This window comes from Micromonospora sp. NPDC093243 (genome assembly GCF_044753725.1).
Taxonomy (GTDB): domain Bacteria; phylum Actinomycetota; class Actinomycetes; order Mycobacteriales; family Micromonosporaceae; genus Micromonospora.
The window spans coordinates 485,052-500,085 of the sequence record NZ_JBIVNT010000002.1; the positions used below are offsets into that span (position 1 = coordinate 485,052).

Annotated in this window: 12 protein-coding genes; 6 read left to right on the forward strand and 6 right to left on the reverse strand. The window is 72.4% G+C overall.

Going from position 1 to position 15,034, the window contains the following annotated elements; genetic code table 11:
- Window positions 1-68 precede the first annotated feature (68 nt).
- The 3 genes from ACIP9D_RS07025 to ACIP9D_RS07035 form a co-directional block, all read right to left on the reverse strand.
- Entirely contained in the window at window positions 69-647 is a 579-nt protein-coding gene (locus ACIP9D_RS07025) for a hypothetical protein (protein ID WP_350868011.1), read from the reverse strand.
- Between the two features lie 248 nt (window positions 648-895).
- Window positions 896-1,102, reverse strand: a complete 207-nt coding sequence (locus tag ACIP9D_RS07030) for a hypothetical protein (protein ID WP_350868009.1) — start codon at window positions 1,100-1,102, stop codon at window positions 896-898.
- Between the two features lie 113 nt (window positions 1,103-1,215).
- Window positions 1,216-3,609 carry a DEAD/DEAH box helicase gene (locus ACIP9D_RS07035; protein ID WP_350868007.1) on the reverse strand — a complete coding sequence of 798 codons (2,394 nt, stop codon included), beginning with the start codon at window positions 3,607-3,609 and terminating at the stop codon, window positions 1,216-1,218.
- 140 nt (window positions 3,610-3,749) lie between these two features.
- On the opposite strand from ACIP9D_RS07035, the gene ACIP9D_RS07040 reads away from it, so the two are divergent.
- The 6 genes from ACIP9D_RS07040 (at window position 3,750) to topA (ending at window position 11,782) form a co-directional block, all read left to right on the forward strand.
- Window positions 3,750-4,106: an STAS domain-containing protein gene (locus tag ACIP9D_RS07040; RefSeq protein WP_350868005.1), complete on the forward strand. Its 357-nt coding sequence runs from the start codon at window positions 3,750-3,752 to the stop codon at window positions 4,104-4,106.
- The gene (locus ACIP9D_RS07045; protein WP_350868003.1) at window positions 4,103-4,540 is read left to right on the forward strand and encodes an ATP-binding protein; all 438 of its coding nucleotides are present in this window, start codon (window positions 4,103-4,105) and stop codon (window positions 4,538-4,540) included. Before ACIP9D_RS07040 ends, ACIP9D_RS07045 begins: the two co-directional genes overlap by 4 nt.
- Before the next feature lie 328 nt (window positions 4,541-4,868).
- Window positions 4,869-7,229 carry a sodium-translocating pyrophosphatase gene (locus ACIP9D_RS07050; protein ID WP_350868001.1) on the forward strand — a complete coding sequence of 787 codons (2,361 nt, stop codon included), beginning with the start codon at window positions 4,869-4,871 and terminating at the stop codon, window positions 7,227-7,229.
- A 125-nt stretch (window positions 7,230-7,354) separates the two neighbouring features.
- Window positions 7,355-7,897 (forward strand): hypothetical protein, encoded by a 543-nt coding sequence (locus tag ACIP9D_RS07055; RefSeq protein ID WP_350867999.1) that lies wholly within the window; start codon window positions 7,355-7,357, stop codon window positions 7,895-7,897.
- Complete coding sequence (locus ACIP9D_RS07060; protein WP_400449488.1) at window positions 7,888-8,673, forward strand: hypothetical protein; 786 nt, start codon at window positions 7,888-7,890, stop codon at window positions 8,671-8,673. Before ACIP9D_RS07055 ends, ACIP9D_RS07060 begins: the two co-directional genes overlap by 10 nt.
- 298 nt (window positions 8,674-8,971) lie before the next feature.
- Window positions 8,972-11,782 (forward strand): type I DNA topoisomerase, encoded by a 2,811-nt coding sequence (gene topA, locus ACIP9D_RS07065; protein ID WP_350867997.1) that lies wholly within the window; start codon window positions 8,972-8,974, stop codon window positions 11,780-11,782.
- 57 nt (window positions 11,783-11,839) lie between these two features.
- Here the strand turns inward: topA and ACIP9D_RS07070 are convergent, their stop codons facing one another.
- The 3 genes from ACIP9D_RS07070 to ACIP9D_RS07080 all read right to left on the reverse strand — a co-directional run bounded on the left by ACIP9D_RS07070 (window position 11,840) and on the right by ACIP9D_RS07080 (window position 14,974).
- Window positions 11,840-12,340, reverse strand: coding sequence for a MarR family transcriptional regulator (locus tag ACIP9D_RS07070; RefSeq protein ID WP_350867995.1), 501 nt, complete (start codon window positions 12,338-12,340; stop codon window positions 11,840-11,842).
- Window positions 12,341-12,446: 106 nt separating this feature from the next.
- A complete protein-coding gene (locus tag ACIP9D_RS07075; RefSeq protein ID WP_350867993.1) occupies window positions 12,447-14,078 on the reverse strand; it encodes an anibiotic ABC transporter in 1,632 nt (543 codons plus the stop codon).
- The gene (locus ACIP9D_RS07080; RefSeq protein ID WP_350867991.1) at window positions 14,075-14,974 is read right to left on the reverse strand and encodes an ABC transporter ATP-binding protein; all 900 of its coding nucleotides are present in this window, start codon (window positions 14,972-14,974) and stop codon (window positions 14,075-14,077) included. Before ACIP9D_RS07080 ends, ACIP9D_RS07075 begins: the two co-directional genes overlap by 4 nt.
- Window positions 14,975-15,034: the final 60 nt, after the last annotated feature.

The window sequence follows — 15,034 nt, forward strand, 5'->3', positions numbered from 1 at the left end:
CATGATCGGGTCGTCCGACCGGGTGGCCCGGGACGTGGACGGCGTGGTCGGCGTCCCGGGCCGGCGGGTCAGCGGGCCTGGAGGGCGTCGAGGGCGACGGCCATCGCGATGACCAGGCGCCGGTCGATCTGCGGGTGCTGGATCTCGACCACGTACCGGTCGCGCAGGCCCCACTTCTTCACCACCGTGAAGACCGGCTGACCGCCGGCGGTGAAGTCGAAGTGGTAGGGCAACCAGGAGAGCGAGTCCACGAACCGGCGCAGCAGCGCCACCGGCATGCTGCGCTCCTGGCCGGTGACCTGCGGGAGCCCGTTCTGCTCCACGTGCCAGGTGGAGCGGAGCAGGGACTGGGCGAAGTCCTTGCGGAACAGGCCGATCGGGTTGCCGGCGGCGTCCGTGACGTCGTACGTGGCGCCGAGGTCGAGGCGCTGGCGGGCCTTGAAACCGAGCAGCGGCTGCTGCTTCGAGTCGTCGGTGTAGATGGTCACCTGCTCCTTGAAGGCGAGCCGCTTCTGCTGGGCGAACGCCAGCATCTCGCCCTCGGAGCCGTCCGGCGCCACCGCGTGAACCTGGTACTGGTTGACCATCATCCGCAGCCGCTGGCGGATATGGAACTGCTGCTGAGCCTGCAAGTTGTCGAGCTGCATCTGTTCTCCTCCGGGGATGGGTGCGGGCCGGAGTCTCGCACAGCGCGGTGCTCGGCGCCGCCCGCGCGCGCCGTGCCGCCGCCCGCGCGCGCCGTGGCGGCCGCGGACGCACCGATCATCCACCCGCAAGCCCCCGTACCGGCCGTGACCTGCCGACCCGGGCCAGCCAGCCGGCGTCGGCCGCGCTCCGTCGTCGAACGGATGCGCGGCGGGCAGGACTCGTCGACCGCGTGAATCGGCGAGTGGGGTCAACGGCCGCCGTCGACGGTGACGCGCAGGGCCCAGCCGTTGAGCACCTGGTGGATGCCGCGCAGTCGCTCGTTGATCTGCTCCAGCCGTTCCGCCTGGGCCAGGGCGGCCAGCGCGGAGCCGAGCGCGATCTGCTGGTCGGGGGTGAGGTTCTCCTGGTCGATGCCGTAGAGCAGATCGACGGTCTCGGCGATGGTGTCGGCCACGACTACCTCCTCAGGGGGCGGCGGTCACAAGAGGGCGCACTTACGTCGATGGAAGCGCTCCCACGCCATTGTGCCCGGTCCGGCCCGAACTCATGCATCGCAGAAGAGCGGTGTCAGGACGGCAGGTTGGCCAGCACCACGTCCAGCACCCGGATCGCGTCCGGCTTCGAGAGCGGGTTGTTGCCGTTGCCGCACTTCGGCGACTGCACACAGGAGGGGCAGCCGGTCTCGCAGCCACACTCGGCGATCGCGTCCCGGGTGGCCCGCAGCCAGCCCGCCGCGGTGCCGTACGCCCGCTCGGCGAAGCCGGCCCCGCCCGGGTGTCCGTCGTAGACGAAGACCGTCGGCGCCTCGGTGTCCGGGTGCAGGGCGGTGGAGAGCCCACCGATGTCCCACCGGTCGCAGGTGGCCATCAGCGGCAGCAGCCCGATCGCCGCGTGTTCGGCCGCGTGCAGCGCGCCGGGCACGTCCGCCGCCTCGACGCCGGCCCGGGCCAGCGACTCCGGCGACAGGGTGAACCAGACCGCGACCGTGCGCAGCTCCCGGGTCGGCAGGTCCAGCGGCCGGGTGTCGATCACCTCGCCGGTGGCGATCCGCCGCCGCTGGTACGAGACCACCTGGCTGGTCACGTCCACCTCGCCGAGGAACATCCCGACCGGCCCGGCGTCCAGGTACGAGCGCACCGACACCACCGAGACGTTGGTGACGTCCCGGGCGTGGGTGGACCAGTCCGGCTCCTCGGCGTGCACCAACGCGCAACCGTCGGCCAGGTCCAGTTCGTCCACCACGTACGAGACGCCCTGGTGCAGGTAGACCGCGCCGGGATGGAGCATGAAGTGCGACGAGCCGCCGTCCACCGTGCCGAGCAGCCGGCCGGTGGCCGACTCCACCACCACGACCGGAGCCCCGCCCTCGCCGCGCAGGTCGACCTCGGGTCGCTCCCGGTGCCGCCAGTACCAGCCGGTCGGCCGCTGCCGCAGCGCCCCCGCCGCCACCAGCTCGTCGACCGCCTCCTTCGCCCCGTCGCCGAAGAGCGCCAGGTCGGCCGGGGTGAGCGGCGCCTCGACCGCGGCGCAGGCCAGCTGCGGGGCGAGCACGTACGGGTTGGCCGGGTCGAGCACGGTCGCCTCCACCGGGCGCCCGAAGACCGCCTCCGGGTGGTGCACCAGGTAGGTGTCCAGCGGGTCGTCCCGGGCGACCAGCACGGCGAGCGCCTCCTGCCCGGAGCGCCCCGCCCGGCCGGCCTGCTGCCAGAGCGACGCCCGGGTGCCCGGGTAGCCGCAGATCACCACCGCGTCCAGGCCGACCAGGTCGACCCCGAGCTCCAGCGCGTTGGTCGAGGCCAACCCGAGCAGGTCCCCGTGCAGCAGCGCCCGTTCCAGCTCCCGCCGCTCCTCGCGCAGATAGCCGGCGCGGTAGGCGGCCACCCGCTCGCCCAGCCCGGGCACCGCGTCGTCGAGGGCCCGGCGGGCGTTGGCCGCCACCACCTCGGCGCCCTTGCGGGAGCGGACGAAGGCGAGCGTGCGTACCCCCGCGGCGACCGTGTCGGCGAGCAGGTCGGCGGTCTCCCGCAGCGCCGACCGGCGGACCGGCGCCAGGTCCGCCGTCTCGGCGGAGGTGTCGGCCGAGGGCAGCAGCGGCGGCTCCCAGAGCGCGAAGGTCACCCCGCCGCGCGGCGAGGTGTCCTCGGTGACGGCGGCCACCGGCAGGCCGGTGAGCCGGCCGGCCGCCGTCGCCGGGTCGCCCGAGGTCGCGGAGGCCAGCACGAAAACCGGGGTGCTGCCGTAGCGGGCGCACTGCCGGCGCAGCCGACGCAGCACGTGCGCGACGTGCGAGCCGAACACCCCCCGGTAGGTGTGGCACTCGTCGATGACCACGTACGTGAGCCGGCGCAGGAAGCCCGTCCACTGGGCGTGCCCGGGCAGGACGCCGTGGTGCAGCATGTCCGGGTTGGTGAGCACGAACCGCGAGTGCCGGCGGATCCACTCCCGCTCGGCGCGTGGCGTGTCGCCGTCGTAGCAGGCCGGGCGTACCCCCTCCAGCTCCAGCTCGGCGACGGCGCGCAGCTGGTCCGCGGCGAGCGCCTTGGTCGGCGCCAGGTAGAGCACGGTGGCCCGAGGATCGGCGAGCAGCGTGGCCAGCGCCGGCAACTGGTACGCCAGCGACTTGCCGGAGGCGGTGCCGGTGGCCACCACCACGTGTTGGCCGTCGTACGCCAGGCTGGCCGCCTCGGCCTGGTGCCGCCACGGCGCGACCACGCCGCGCCGGGCGAACGCCGCGCGCAGCTCGGGCGGGGCCCACTGCGGCCACGGCGCCGGCACGCCCGGTCGGGCCGGCACCCGCTCGACGTGGGTGACCGGGTCGGCGGCGGCGCGGGCGCGCAGCCGGTCCAGCAGGTCGGCCGGGGCGGGCTCGGGCCCGGGACCTGCGGTTGCGGTGGCGGCCGACGACGGCTTCAGGTCGTGGCGCGGCGCCAGGCGCGCCGAGCTGAAGCCGTCGGAAGTCACGTCCTGCACTCTCGCACTGGTGTTCGGAGATGAAAAGTCGGGGCCCGGGGTAAAGGGGGAGCCGGCGCCGGTGACCACAGCGTCCGCCAGCGGTAGTGGTTAGATGCCCAGAGAGTTTACGGCTCGCGCGAGGAGGACCGATGGAGCTGTCGCTGGCGACCCGCACCGTGGGCGAGCACACGGTGCTCGAGGTCGGCGGTGAGGTGGACGTCTACACCGCCCCGCGGCTTCGCGAACGGCTCCTCGAACTGATCGACGGTGGCGCGCGGCACGTCGTGGTCGACCTCGGTCGGGTCGACTTCCTCGATTCCACCGGGCTGGGCGTGCTGGTCGGCGCGCTGAAGCGGCTGCGCTCGGCGGGCGGCTCGTTCGCGCTGGTCTGCGACAAGGAGCCGCTGCTCAAGATCTTCCGGATCACGGCGCTCGACCAGGTCTTCCCGTTGCACCCCACGGTCGACGCGGCGGTCGACGCCGACGCGACCGGCGCCGGCGCGTGATGGCCACGGTCCGGCTCTCCTTCTCCCCGGCGCCGGTGCACGTGCGTACCGCCCGGTTGGTCGGCGTCGCCGTCGCCCGGCGGGCCGGGGTCCGCGAGGACCTGCTCGACGAGGTCCGCCTCGCGATCGGCGAGGCGTGCACCCGCGCGGTCGCCCTGCACCGTCAGTACGGCCTGGCCGACCCGGTGCTGGTGGAGATGTCCGACGCCGGGCAGTACGCCGTCCGGGTGGTCGACCGCGCGCCGATCGAGGCGGGCATCGGCCTCGCCGCGCTGCCACCGGACGAGTTGGCCAACGAGTCGCTCACCGACGAGGCGCTCACCACCGGCGTGGGCTTCGCGCTGCTCGCCGGCTTCGTCGAGGACCTCCAGGTCCGCCCGGTCGACGAGGGCATCGGCACCGAGGTGCGGATGGTCTGGCCGGTAGGCCGCTGACCCGTCACACAGCCCGTCGCACCGCACAGGCCGCGTTCCCTCTCAGGGGGCGCGGCCTGCATCGTATGGACCCGCTCCTATATCAGATTTCGGTTCATAACACAGCGACGAAGATCATCGGCGGGGGGTGCACCCTCGGTGTGACCTCGGACACTGCGGAGGGCTACAGTACCCGGGTTGTCTGCAAGTGATCCATCCCGCAGCCAGCGGGAACGGGTGTTCGTCGCTCGTCCGCTGGGTGGGCTCGGCGGGCGCTTGCGAGTCCGCATCCAGGCGCCGGTCGGTGCGTCTCCACCGGCCGACGCGTGTTCGGTACAGGAGGACACAGATGTCCAAGACCTTGGCCGCCGACGTTGGCGAGCTTTCCCTTACCGGAGCCAATGTCACGTACGTCGTCATCGCCGCGGTGATCGCGCTGGTGGCGCTCGTATTCGCCGCCGCCCTCACCAGGACGGTTCTGGCGGCCGGCAAGGGCACCGCGAACATGCAGGAGATCTCCGGGGCCGTCCAGGAGGGCGCCTCGGCGTACCTGCTCCGACAGTTCCGCACCCTGGCGATCTTCGTCGTCGTCGCGGTGATACTGCTCTACCTGCTGCCGGTGCACGACACCGACGGCAGCGAGACCGCCGTGAAGATCGGCCGGTCGGCCTTCTTCGTGGTCGGCGCGCTCTTCAGCGCCTTCATCGGCGGCGCCGGCATGTGGCTGGCCACCCGCGCCAACCTGCGGGTCGCGGCCGCCGCCCGGGAGCGGCAGGGCGGCCGGGAGGCCGCCATGAGGATCGCCTTCCGGACCGGCGGCGTGGTCGGCTTCCTCACCGTCGGGCTCGGCCTCTTCGGCGCCGCGCTCGTCGTCATCCTCTTCCGGGGGGACGCGCCGACCGTGCTGGAGGGCTTCGGCTTCGGTGCCGCGCTGCTCGCGATGTTCATGCGGGTCGGCGGCGGCATCTTCACCAAGGCCGCCGACGTCGGCGCCGACCTGGTCGGCAAGGTCGAGCAGGGCATCCCGGAGGACGACCCGCGCAACGCCGCCACCATCGCCGACAACGTGGGCGACAACGTCGGTGACTGCGCCGGCATGGCCGCCGACCTCTTCGAGTCGTACGCGGTCACCCTGGTCGCCGCGCTGATCCTCGGTCGCGCCGCGTTCGGCGAGGACGGCCTGGTCTTCCCGCTGATCATCTCCACGATCGGCGTCCTGGTCGCGATCGTCGGCGTCTTCATCACCCGGCTGCGCAGCTCCGACCGCAACGGCCTGACCGCGATCAACCGGGCCTTCTACCTCTCCGCGGTGATCTCCGCGGTGCTGGTGGCGATCGCCGCGTACGCGTACCTCCCGGCGACCTTCGCCGAGCTGGAGGGCGGGCTCACCGACGTCGACCGCAACCCGCGGCTGGTGGCCATCGGCGCGGTGATCATCGGTATCGTGCTGGCCGCCGCGATCCAGGCGCTGACCGGCTACTTCACCGAGACCAACAAGCGCCCGGTGCAGGACATCGGCAAGAGCTCGCAGACCGGCGCGGCGACCGTCATCCTCGCCGGCATCAGCGTCGGCCTGGAGTCGGCTGTCTACTCGGCGCTGCTGATCGGCGCCGGCGTGTTCGGCGCGTTCCTGCTCGGCGGCTCCTCCATCACGCTCTCGCTCTTCGCGGTCGCGCTGGCCGGCACCGGCCTGCTCACCACGGTCGGCGTGATCGTCGCGATGGACACCTTCGGGCCGATCTCCGACAACGCCCAGGGCGTCGCGGAGATGTCCGGCGACATCGACGAGCACGGCGCCCGGACGCTGACCGAGCTGGACGCGGTCGGCAACACCACCAAGGCGATCACCAAGGGCATCGCGATCGCCACCGCGGTGCTCGCCGCGACGGCGCTCTTCGGCTCGTACACCGACACGCTGCGTACCGCGTACGCGGACGCCGGGGTGGGCGACGTCGGGTCGGAGATCCTGAACTCGCTGAACGTGGCGAACCCGCGCAACCTGGTCGGCCTGATCATCGGTGCGGCGGTGGTCTTCCTCTTCTCCGGGCTGGCCATCAACGCGGTCTCCCGCTCGGCCGGCGCGGTCGTGATGGAGGTCCGCCGGCAGTTCCGTGAGCTGCCCGGCATCATGGACCGCACCCAGCGTCCGGAGTACGGCAAGGTCGTCGACATCTGCACCCGGGACGCCCAGCGCGAGCTGATGACCCCCGGCCTGCTGGCCATCCTGGCGCCGATCGCGGTCGGCTTCGGCCTCGGCCCGGGGGCGTTGGCGTCGTACCTGGCCGGTGCGATCGGGGCGGGCACGCTGATGGCGGTCTTCCTGTCGAACTCCGGCGGCGCCTGGGACAACGCCAAGAAGCTGGTGGAGGACGGCGCGTACGGCGGCAAGGGCTCCGAGTCGCACTCCGCGACCGTCATCGGTGACACCGTCGGCGACCCGTTCAAGGACACCGCCGGCCCGGCGATCAACCCGCTGATCAAGGTGATGAACCTGGTCTCGCTGCTGATCGCGCCGGCCGTGGTGGCCTGGAGCGTGGGCGACGACCGGAACACCGGCCTGCGGATCGGCATCGCGGTGGCGGCCACCCTGGTCATCGTCGCGGCGGTGATGTTCAGCAAGCGCAAGGGCGTGGCGATGTCCGACGCGGATGCCGGCGACGGCACCGGATCGGGCAGCCCCGGCCAGCAGCAGGAGACGGTTCCGGCCTGACCCGGACGGCACGGAGTCCCCGGCCGGCGCCCGTCGCCGGCCGGGGCTCCGGGCACCCACGCCGGGCCCGCGGTGGGGAAACCTGAGCGGTGCCACCCCTCGACAGACGCCGTACGCTGCAACGCATGCGTACGTGCCGGGCGGCTGCTGCCGGAAAGCTCACGGTGGTCCTGGCCACGCTCGTTCTGGTCGTCTCCGGCTGTGGCGGCGGCCCCAGCCCGCGGGCCTGGGCGGCCTCGGTCTGTTCCGCGCTCGCTCCGTGGCGCTCGGAGATCAGCAGGTTGACCAGCAGCACCGACCAGCAGATGACCGCGCAGACCACCCCCGCGCAGGCCAAGGAGAACCTGGTCCGCCTCTTCGGCGGCGCCGAGGAGGCCAGTGAGACGGCGCGGCGCGAGGTCGAGAAGGCCGGCGTACCGGAGACCGACCACGGCGAGGAGATCTCCGCCGGCTTCCGCTCCTCGCTGGGGAAGATGCGGGACGCCTACGGCCGGGCGCGGGACACCATCGACGGGCTCAGCACCGCTCAGGCCAGCACCTTCTACGACGGGGTCAAGGCCGCCGTGGACACCCTGAACAAGGAGTACGACGCCGGTGCGCTCGACACCAATCGGCTCAAGTCGGAGGAGCTGAAACGGGCCTTCGACGAGGTGCCGGAGTGTCGCTGAACGGGCTCGGCGACCAGTCGGGAGGAGAACTGCTCCCGGCGCTCTTCCCGGTGCCCGACCCCGATCCGGCCTCGACTGCCCGTGCCGGCCGGCGCGGACGGCGTACCGCGCCCGTCGGCACCGACACGCCGGCGGCCGCAGCCGGCGGGGAACCCGACCCGACTCGTGACCTGTCGGGCCCGCCGGAGACCGCCGAGGGCCGGCAGTTGGTCTTCTTCGGCGCGGAGACGGCCGAGCCGAGCGTCGCCGACCTGGTCGGGCTGCTGGCGGGGCCGGGCGAGGTGGTCCGGATGGGCGGCACGGCCCGGCTCTCGGTGGTGGTCGACGCCGCCTGGCGGGTGCACGTCCTGGTGGCCGAGCTGGCCCAGCGGGGTTTGGCGGCGAGCTGGGAGCCGACCGAGGACGAGCGGCACGCGGTACGCACCTCGTACACCCGCACCTTGAAGCCGCTCGCGATGGCCTGGCTGCGCGGGGCGGCGAAGCGGCCACCGGCCGGCTTCCATCTCAACGGCCGGCGGCTGCGGCTCTGGTTGGCCGCGGCCGGGGTGGCCGAGCCGCCCGGGTTCCTGCTCCGGCTGGGCGCGGCGGACCAGCAGTGCTGGGAGCCGGTCGGCCGGGCGCTCGCCGCGGTCGGCCTCGCCGGCGACCTGCTGGCGCCGGAGCTGGGCGGTCCGGCGTACCTGATCACCGGGCGGCGCCGGCTGCGCCGCCTCGCGGAGCTGGTGGGGGATCCCCCGCCGGCCGCCCCGGCGCCGGCCTGGCCTGCCCTGTCCTGACGACGCCGGGAGGTGTCAGGTCGCGGACAGCCGAGGGACGATAACGGCAGAAAACGGGCGGGTGGGACCTCGGCCGACGGTCCGCCATCATCACAGTGGCCCGCTTCCGGCCCTACCCACGGTGTACGGTGGCGCCGTCCGGCAGGTCGATCCCTGTCGGGGCGGTTTGCCGCCCGCGAAACCCGAAACGCGGACGGCGCGTTACGTTGGACATCCGGGCCGTCGGGGTCCCGGGGGCCGAATGCGGCCCGAACCGGACGCCGAGCGGTCGCGAGCAGGAGTGAGGTCGGGGAGAGACGTGCCAAGCAACGCTGGAACCACCCGTCTGGTCATCGTCGAGTCACCGGCGAAGGCCAAGACGATCTCGGGCTACCTCGGCCCGGGGTACGTCGTGGAGGCCAGCTTCGGGCACGTCCGCGACCTGCCGCGTAACGCCGCCGACGTACCGGCCAAGTACAAGGGTGAGTCGTGGGCCCGGCTCGGGGTGGACGTCGACAACGGCTTCCACGCGCTCTACGTGGTCTCCGCCGACCGGAAGCAGCAGATCAGCAAGCTGGTGAAGCTGGCCAAGGAGGTCGACGAGATCTTCCTGGCGACGGATGAGGACCGCGAGGGCGAGGCCATCGCCTGGCACCTGGTGGAGACGCTCAAGCCCAAGGTGCCGGTCCGACGGATGGTCTTCCACGAGATCACCAAGCCGGCGATCCAGGCCGCGGTGGCCAACCCGCGTGAGATCGACCGGGACCTGGTCGACGCCCAGGAGGCCCGGCGCATCCTCGACCGCCTCTACGGCTACGAGGTCTCGCCGGTGCTGTGGAAGAAGGTCATGCCGAAGCTCTCGGCGGGCCGGGTGCAGTCTGTGGCGACCCGGATCGTGGTCGAGCGGGAGCGGCAGCGGATGGCCTTCCGCACCGCCGAGTACTGGGACATCCTGGCCACCCTGGCCGTGCGGAACCCGGGCGAGGGGCCGCGGGCGTTCAACGCCACCCTGATCGCGCTCAACGGTGACCGGATCGCCACCGGCAAGGACTTCGAGCCGACCACCGGCCGGGTGAAGCCCGGGGCCGGCGTCGTGCACCTGGACGAGAGCGGCGCCCGTGGGCTGGCGGCCCGGCTCGAGGGGCGGCAGTTCACCGTCACCCGGGTCGAGGAGAAGCCCTACCGCCGCCGCCCCTACGCGCCGTTCATCACCTCGACCCTCCAGCAGGAGGCGGCCCGCAAGCTGCGCCTCTCCTCGCAGCAGACGATGCGCACCGCGCAGCGGCTCTACGAGAACGGCTACATCACCTATATGCGGACCGACTCGGTCAACCTGTCGGAGACCGCCATCTCGGCGGCCCGCCGGCAGATTGTCGAGCTGTACGGCGAGCGCAGCGTGCCGCCGGAGCCGCGCCGCTACACCGGCAAGGTGAAGAACGCGCAGGAGGCGCACGAGGCGATCCGTCCGGCGGGGGACAACTTCCGCACCCCGGGCGAGGTGGCCAAGGAGCTGTCGGCCGAGGAGTTCAAGCTCTACGAGCTGATCTGGCGGCGGACCATCGCCTCGCAGATGACCGACGCGGTCGGCTCCAGCGTCTCGGTGCGCATCCGCGCGGTCTCCTCGGCGAGCGAGGAGGCCGACTTCGGCGCGACCGGCAAGACCATCACCGACCCCGGCTTCCTGCGCGCCTACGTCGAGTCGAGCGACGACGAGAACGCCGAGGCCGAGGACGCCGAGCGGCGGCTGCCCACCCTGGTCAAGGACCAGCCGCTGACCGCCGACGAGCTGGCCGCGCAGGGGCACCACACCCAGCCGCCCTCGCGCTACACCGAGGCGTCGCTGGTCAAGGCGCTGGAGGAGCTGGGCATCGGCCGCCCGTCCACGTACGCCTCGATCATGCAGACCATCCAGGACCGCGGCTACGTGAACAAGCGCGGCCAGGCGATGATCCCGACCTTCCTGGCGTTCGCGGTGATCGGGCTGATGGAGCGGCACTACCCGCGCCTGATCGACTACGACTTCACCGCCAGCATGGAGAACGAGCTGGACGAGATCGCCGGCGGGGACCACGCCGCGGTCGACTTCCTCACCTCCTTCTACTTCGGCAGCACCAACGGCACCGGCGACCAGGCCATCGCGCACGCCGGCGGGCTGAAGAAGCTGGTCACCGAGAACCTCAGCGAGATCGACGCGCGCAGCGTCAACTCGATCCCCCTCTTCACCGACGACGAGGGCCGCGAGGTCGTCGTCCGGGTCGGCCGGTACGGGCCGTACCTCCAGCGGGCGGTGCCCGGCGAGCAGCCGACGCCGGCCGCCACCGGCGAGGGCGAGGAGGGCGGCGGCCAGGGCGACCGGGCGCCGATCCCGGAGGGCCTGGCCCCGGACGAGCTGACCCCGGAGAAGGTGCACGAGCTGTTCCTCGGCGGCAGCGGCGAGCGCAAGCTCGGCGACGACCCGGGCACCGGCGAGCCGATCGTGCTCAAGTCCGGCCGGTTCGGCCCGTACGTCTCCAGCGGCGAGCGCAAGTCCTCGCTGCTGCGCTCGCAGACGCCCGACTCGCTGACCCTGGAAGAGGCGCTCAAGCTGCTCAGCCTGCCCCGGCTGATCGGCGTCGCGCCGGACGGCGTCGAGGTCTTCGCGAACAACGGGCGCTACGGCCCGTACGTCAAGCGGGGTGAGGAGTTCCGCTCGCTGGACTCCGAGGACAAGATGTTCACCGTCACCCTGGACGAGGCGCTGGCCCTGCTGGCCGCCCCGAAGACCCGCCAGCGCCGGGCCGCCGCGCCGCCGCTGCGGGAGATGGGCGTCGACCCGCTGACCGAGAAGCCGCTGGTCATCAAGGACGGCCGGTTCGGCCCGTACGTGACCGACGGGGAGACCAACGCGTCGCTGCGGCGCGCGCAGACGCCGGAGGCGTTGACCATCGAGGAGGCCTCCGAGATGCTCGCCGAGAAGCGGGCGAAGGGGCCGGCGCCGCGCAAGAAGGCGGCGGCGAAGAAGGCGCCGGCCAAGAAGGCCGCCACCAAGAAGACCGCGGCGGCGGCGAAGTCCACCGCGGCCATGAAGACCACCACCGCCAAGGCGACCGCCGCCAAGAAGGCGACCCCCCGCAAGGCGCCGGCGGAGTAGCCCCGTCGAGGCGTGGCGCACGGCCGGCGTTGCCCGGCCGCGCACCCGCCGTGCGGGTCAACCGGCCCGCTGCGACCGCTGCCGCTCCTCGCGGGTCTTCTCCCACCGCTCCGCGGCGGCGCTCATCTCGTCCTGGACGAAGAGGAAGAAGTCCCGCAGCTCGGCCAGTCGGGCACCGGCCGACGACTCCTCCTCACCGACCGCCACCACACCCTCGTGGACGACGTCGGCGAACCTCGTGTAGATCCCGCTGCGGATCATCGAGGTGTACGTGTGGGACTCGGCCGCCTTGTAGAGGTCGCGGCGGGATCCGGGGGCCGGCTCGCGTACCGCCATGCCGACGTGGATCAGGTAGCGCACCGCCCCGGAGACGGCGGCGGGGCTGACTCCGAGCCGCTCGCTGATCTGCGCCGCGGTCAACCCGGGTTCCTCGGCGACCAGGAGCGCCGCGAGCACCCGCGAGGGCATCCTGGGCACGCCCATGTCGCTGAAGGTGAGGGCGAAGTGCTCGACGAAGCGTCGTACGGCTTCCTCGTCGCGGTGGCCTGCGGGTTGCATCAACTTATCTTTCACTACTTTCTGAATTTCTTGTAACGATCGTTCCGGACGGCGGCGCGGTCGGCTCGAAACCGGCCGCGCCGCGAACGGAGTCACCCGCCGGGGTTCACGAGGCGAGGTTACGTCGGCGGAAGAGGATCAGCCCCGCCCCGCCCAGTGCCAGGGCGACGGCGGACATGACCACGATCGGCGCCGCCGTGGCGTCGGCCGGCGCCGCCGGGATGTGGCTGAACGGCGAGATCTCCCGCACCGCCTCGGGCACGCCGAACAGGGACCCGTACGGACCCAGGACGAAGGTGAGGGCGAAACCGAACCAGGTCAGCCCGACCGAGATCCGCGGCACGAGCCCGAAGAGTGCCACGGCCAGCCCGGCCAGGGTCAGCACCGCCGGCAGTTGCAGGTACGCGGTGCCGGCCAGGTGCCCCGTCTGGCCGCCGAGATCGTCGACGCTCGCGCCGTACACCAGGCCGATCGAGGCCGCGGCGAGCCCGAGCATGCCCACGGCGCCGGCCGTGGCGATCACGACGTGGCTGCCCAGCCAGGTCAGCCGGCCGGTCGCGGTGGCGAGCACCGCCTCGGCCCGCCCGCTGGCCTCCTCGGCCCTCGCCCGCAGCAGCGCCTGGACCAGGAAGCCGGCGACCAACACGCCGATGGTCGCCATCATCGCGGCGAAGAAGGCGTCCATCACCTCGTGTCCGCCGCCGCCGGCGAGGTCGTCGAGCCGTCCCGCCACGTTCTCGTTGGCTGCCAGCTGATCCTTGACCGCGTTGGCTATCGAGCCGACGAGCAGCCCGAACGCCGCGATCGTCACCGCCCAGCCGAGCACGGTGCCACGTTGCAGCCGCCAGGCCAGACCGAGCGGGCTGAGCAGCGCGGTGGACGCCCGAGCCGGTCCAGGTCGGTCCGGGAGCAGGCCCATGCCGACGTCGCGCCGCGCGGTCAGGGCGAAGGCCGCCGTTGTCATGATCCCGAGGAGCGCGAGCGGCAGCGCGAGGACCCACCACCGGTCACCGGCGAAGGGCCGTATCTGCATCGTCCAGCCGATCGGGGAGAGCCAGGAGGGCCAGGCGCTGCTCATGGTGTAGCCGTCCGGCCGCACCTCGCCGAAAGCGTCGGCGAGGCCGCGGATCAGATAGCCGGTGCCGACCGCCGCGGCGGCGATCCCGTTGGCGGCGCGCGCACCCTGGGTCAGCTGCGCGACGACGGCGGCGATAGCGGCGAAGGCGATGCCGGCGGCACCGACCCCGGCGCCGGCGGCGAAGGACCCGGCGACAGGTTCGCCGTTGCCGGCGAAGGTGAGTCCGATCAGCGTCGCGAGCGCGACATTGGCACCCACCACGACGATCAGGGCGGCGGTCAGGCTGGCGTGCCGGCCGACGGCCGTCGCGCCGATCATCTCGGCGCGTCCGGTCTCCTCGTTCTGCCGGGTGTGCCGGACGACGGCGAGGGTGCTCATGAAGCCCGCCATCAACGCCAGGAACGCCAGGATCCCGAAGACGGTCATCTGGCCGTCGCTGGTGCCGGTGGGCGCGGCCCGGAACATCAGCAGTCCGGGCGTGTCGACGGCCACGCGCAGGACGGCGAGCCGGTCGGCCTCGGTCGGGTACTGCGTGTCGATCGCCGAGCTGGCGAAGGCGCCGAGCGCGGCGGTGCTCAGGATCCAGACCGGTAGCTGCACGCGGTCGCGCCGCAGCGCGAGGCGGGCCAGCCGGGTCGTTCCGGTGTAGGCGCTGCTCATCGCACACCTGCCAGCTCGTCGCCGTAGTGCCGAAGGAAGAGCTCCTCCAGTGAGGGCGGGGCGCTGGAAAGGGCGCGAACCTCGAACCGGGTGAGGTACTCCAGCGCACGGTTCAGCTCGGCGCCGTCGACGGCGAACGTCGCGTGGGTGGCCGACACGTCGGCGTCGTGTACGCCGGGCAGCGTCGCCAGCCCGTCGATGGGCAGCGTCGTCTCCACCGTGACCGTGGTGCGGGTCAGGTGCCGCAGCTGGGCGAGCGTCCCACTCTCCACCGTCCGGCCCTGCCGGATGATGCTCACCCGGTCACAGAGCGCCTCCACCTCGGAGAAGATGTGGCTGGAGAGCAGAACGGTCCGGCCCTGCTGCTTCACCTCGCGTACGCACTCCTGGAAGGCCGCCTCCATCAGTGGGTCCAGCCCCGAGGTCGGCTCGTCGAGGACGTAGAGCTCGACGTCGGAGGCGAAGGCGGCGACGATCGCCACCTTCTGCCGGTTTCCCTTCGAGTACGTGCGGGCCCGCTTCGACGGGTCGAGCTGGAACCGTTGGAGCAGCTCGTCCCTGCGCTGCTTGTCCAGGCCGCCCCGCAGCGACCCGAAGAGGTCGATCGCCTCTCCGCCGGTCAGGTTCGGCCACAGGTTCACGTCGCCCGGCACGTACGCGAGACGTCGGTGCAGGTCCACCGCGTGGCGCCACGGGTCGCCGCCGAGCAGATTGATCGTGCCGGCGTCCGCCCGCAGCAACCCGAGCAGGACGCGGATGGTGGTGGACTTCCCGGAGCCGTTCGGGCCCAGGAAGCCGTGCACCTCGCCGGTGTCGACGTGCAGGTCCAGTCCGTCGAGGGCGCGCGCCCGGCCGAAGGTCTTCACCAGGGCGGAGACGGAGATAGCACTAGTCATGCCCCGAACGCTACGCCGGCTTCACAGAATCGTGAATTCTCTGAACCGTATAAATCTCGT

Excerpts from the sequence above, each read along its gene's own strand:
- ACIP9D_RS07025 (WP_350868011.1), bottom strand. The coding sequence starts at position 647 with ATGCAGCTCGACAACTTGCAGGCTCAGCAGCAGTTCCATATCCGCCAG.
- ACIP9D_RS07040 (WP_350868005.1), top strand. The coding sequence starts at position 3,750 with ATGGAGCTGTCGCTGGCGACCCGCACCGTGGGCGAGCACACGGTGCTC.
- ACIP9D_RS07050 (WP_350868001.1), top strand. The coding sequence starts at position 4,869 with ATGTCCAAGACCTTGGCCGCCGACGTTGGCGAGCTTTCCCTTACCGGA.
- ACIP9D_RS07055 (WP_350867999.1), top strand. The coding sequence starts at position 7,355 with ATGCGTACGTGCCGGGCGGCTGCTGCCGGAAAGCTCACGGTGGTCCTG.
- ACIP9D_RS07070 (WP_350867995.1), bottom strand. The coding sequence starts at position 12,340 with ATGCAACCCGCAGGCCACCGCGACGAGGAAGCCGTACGACGCTTCGTC.
- ACIP9D_RS07075 (WP_350867993.1), bottom strand. The coding sequence starts at position 14,078 with ATGAGCAGCGCCTACACCGGAACGACCCGGCTGGCCCGCCTCGCGCTG.
- ACIP9D_RS07080 (WP_350867991.1), bottom strand. The coding sequence starts at position 14,974 with ATGACTAGTGCTATCTCCGTCTCCGCCCTGGTGAAGACCTTCGGCCGG.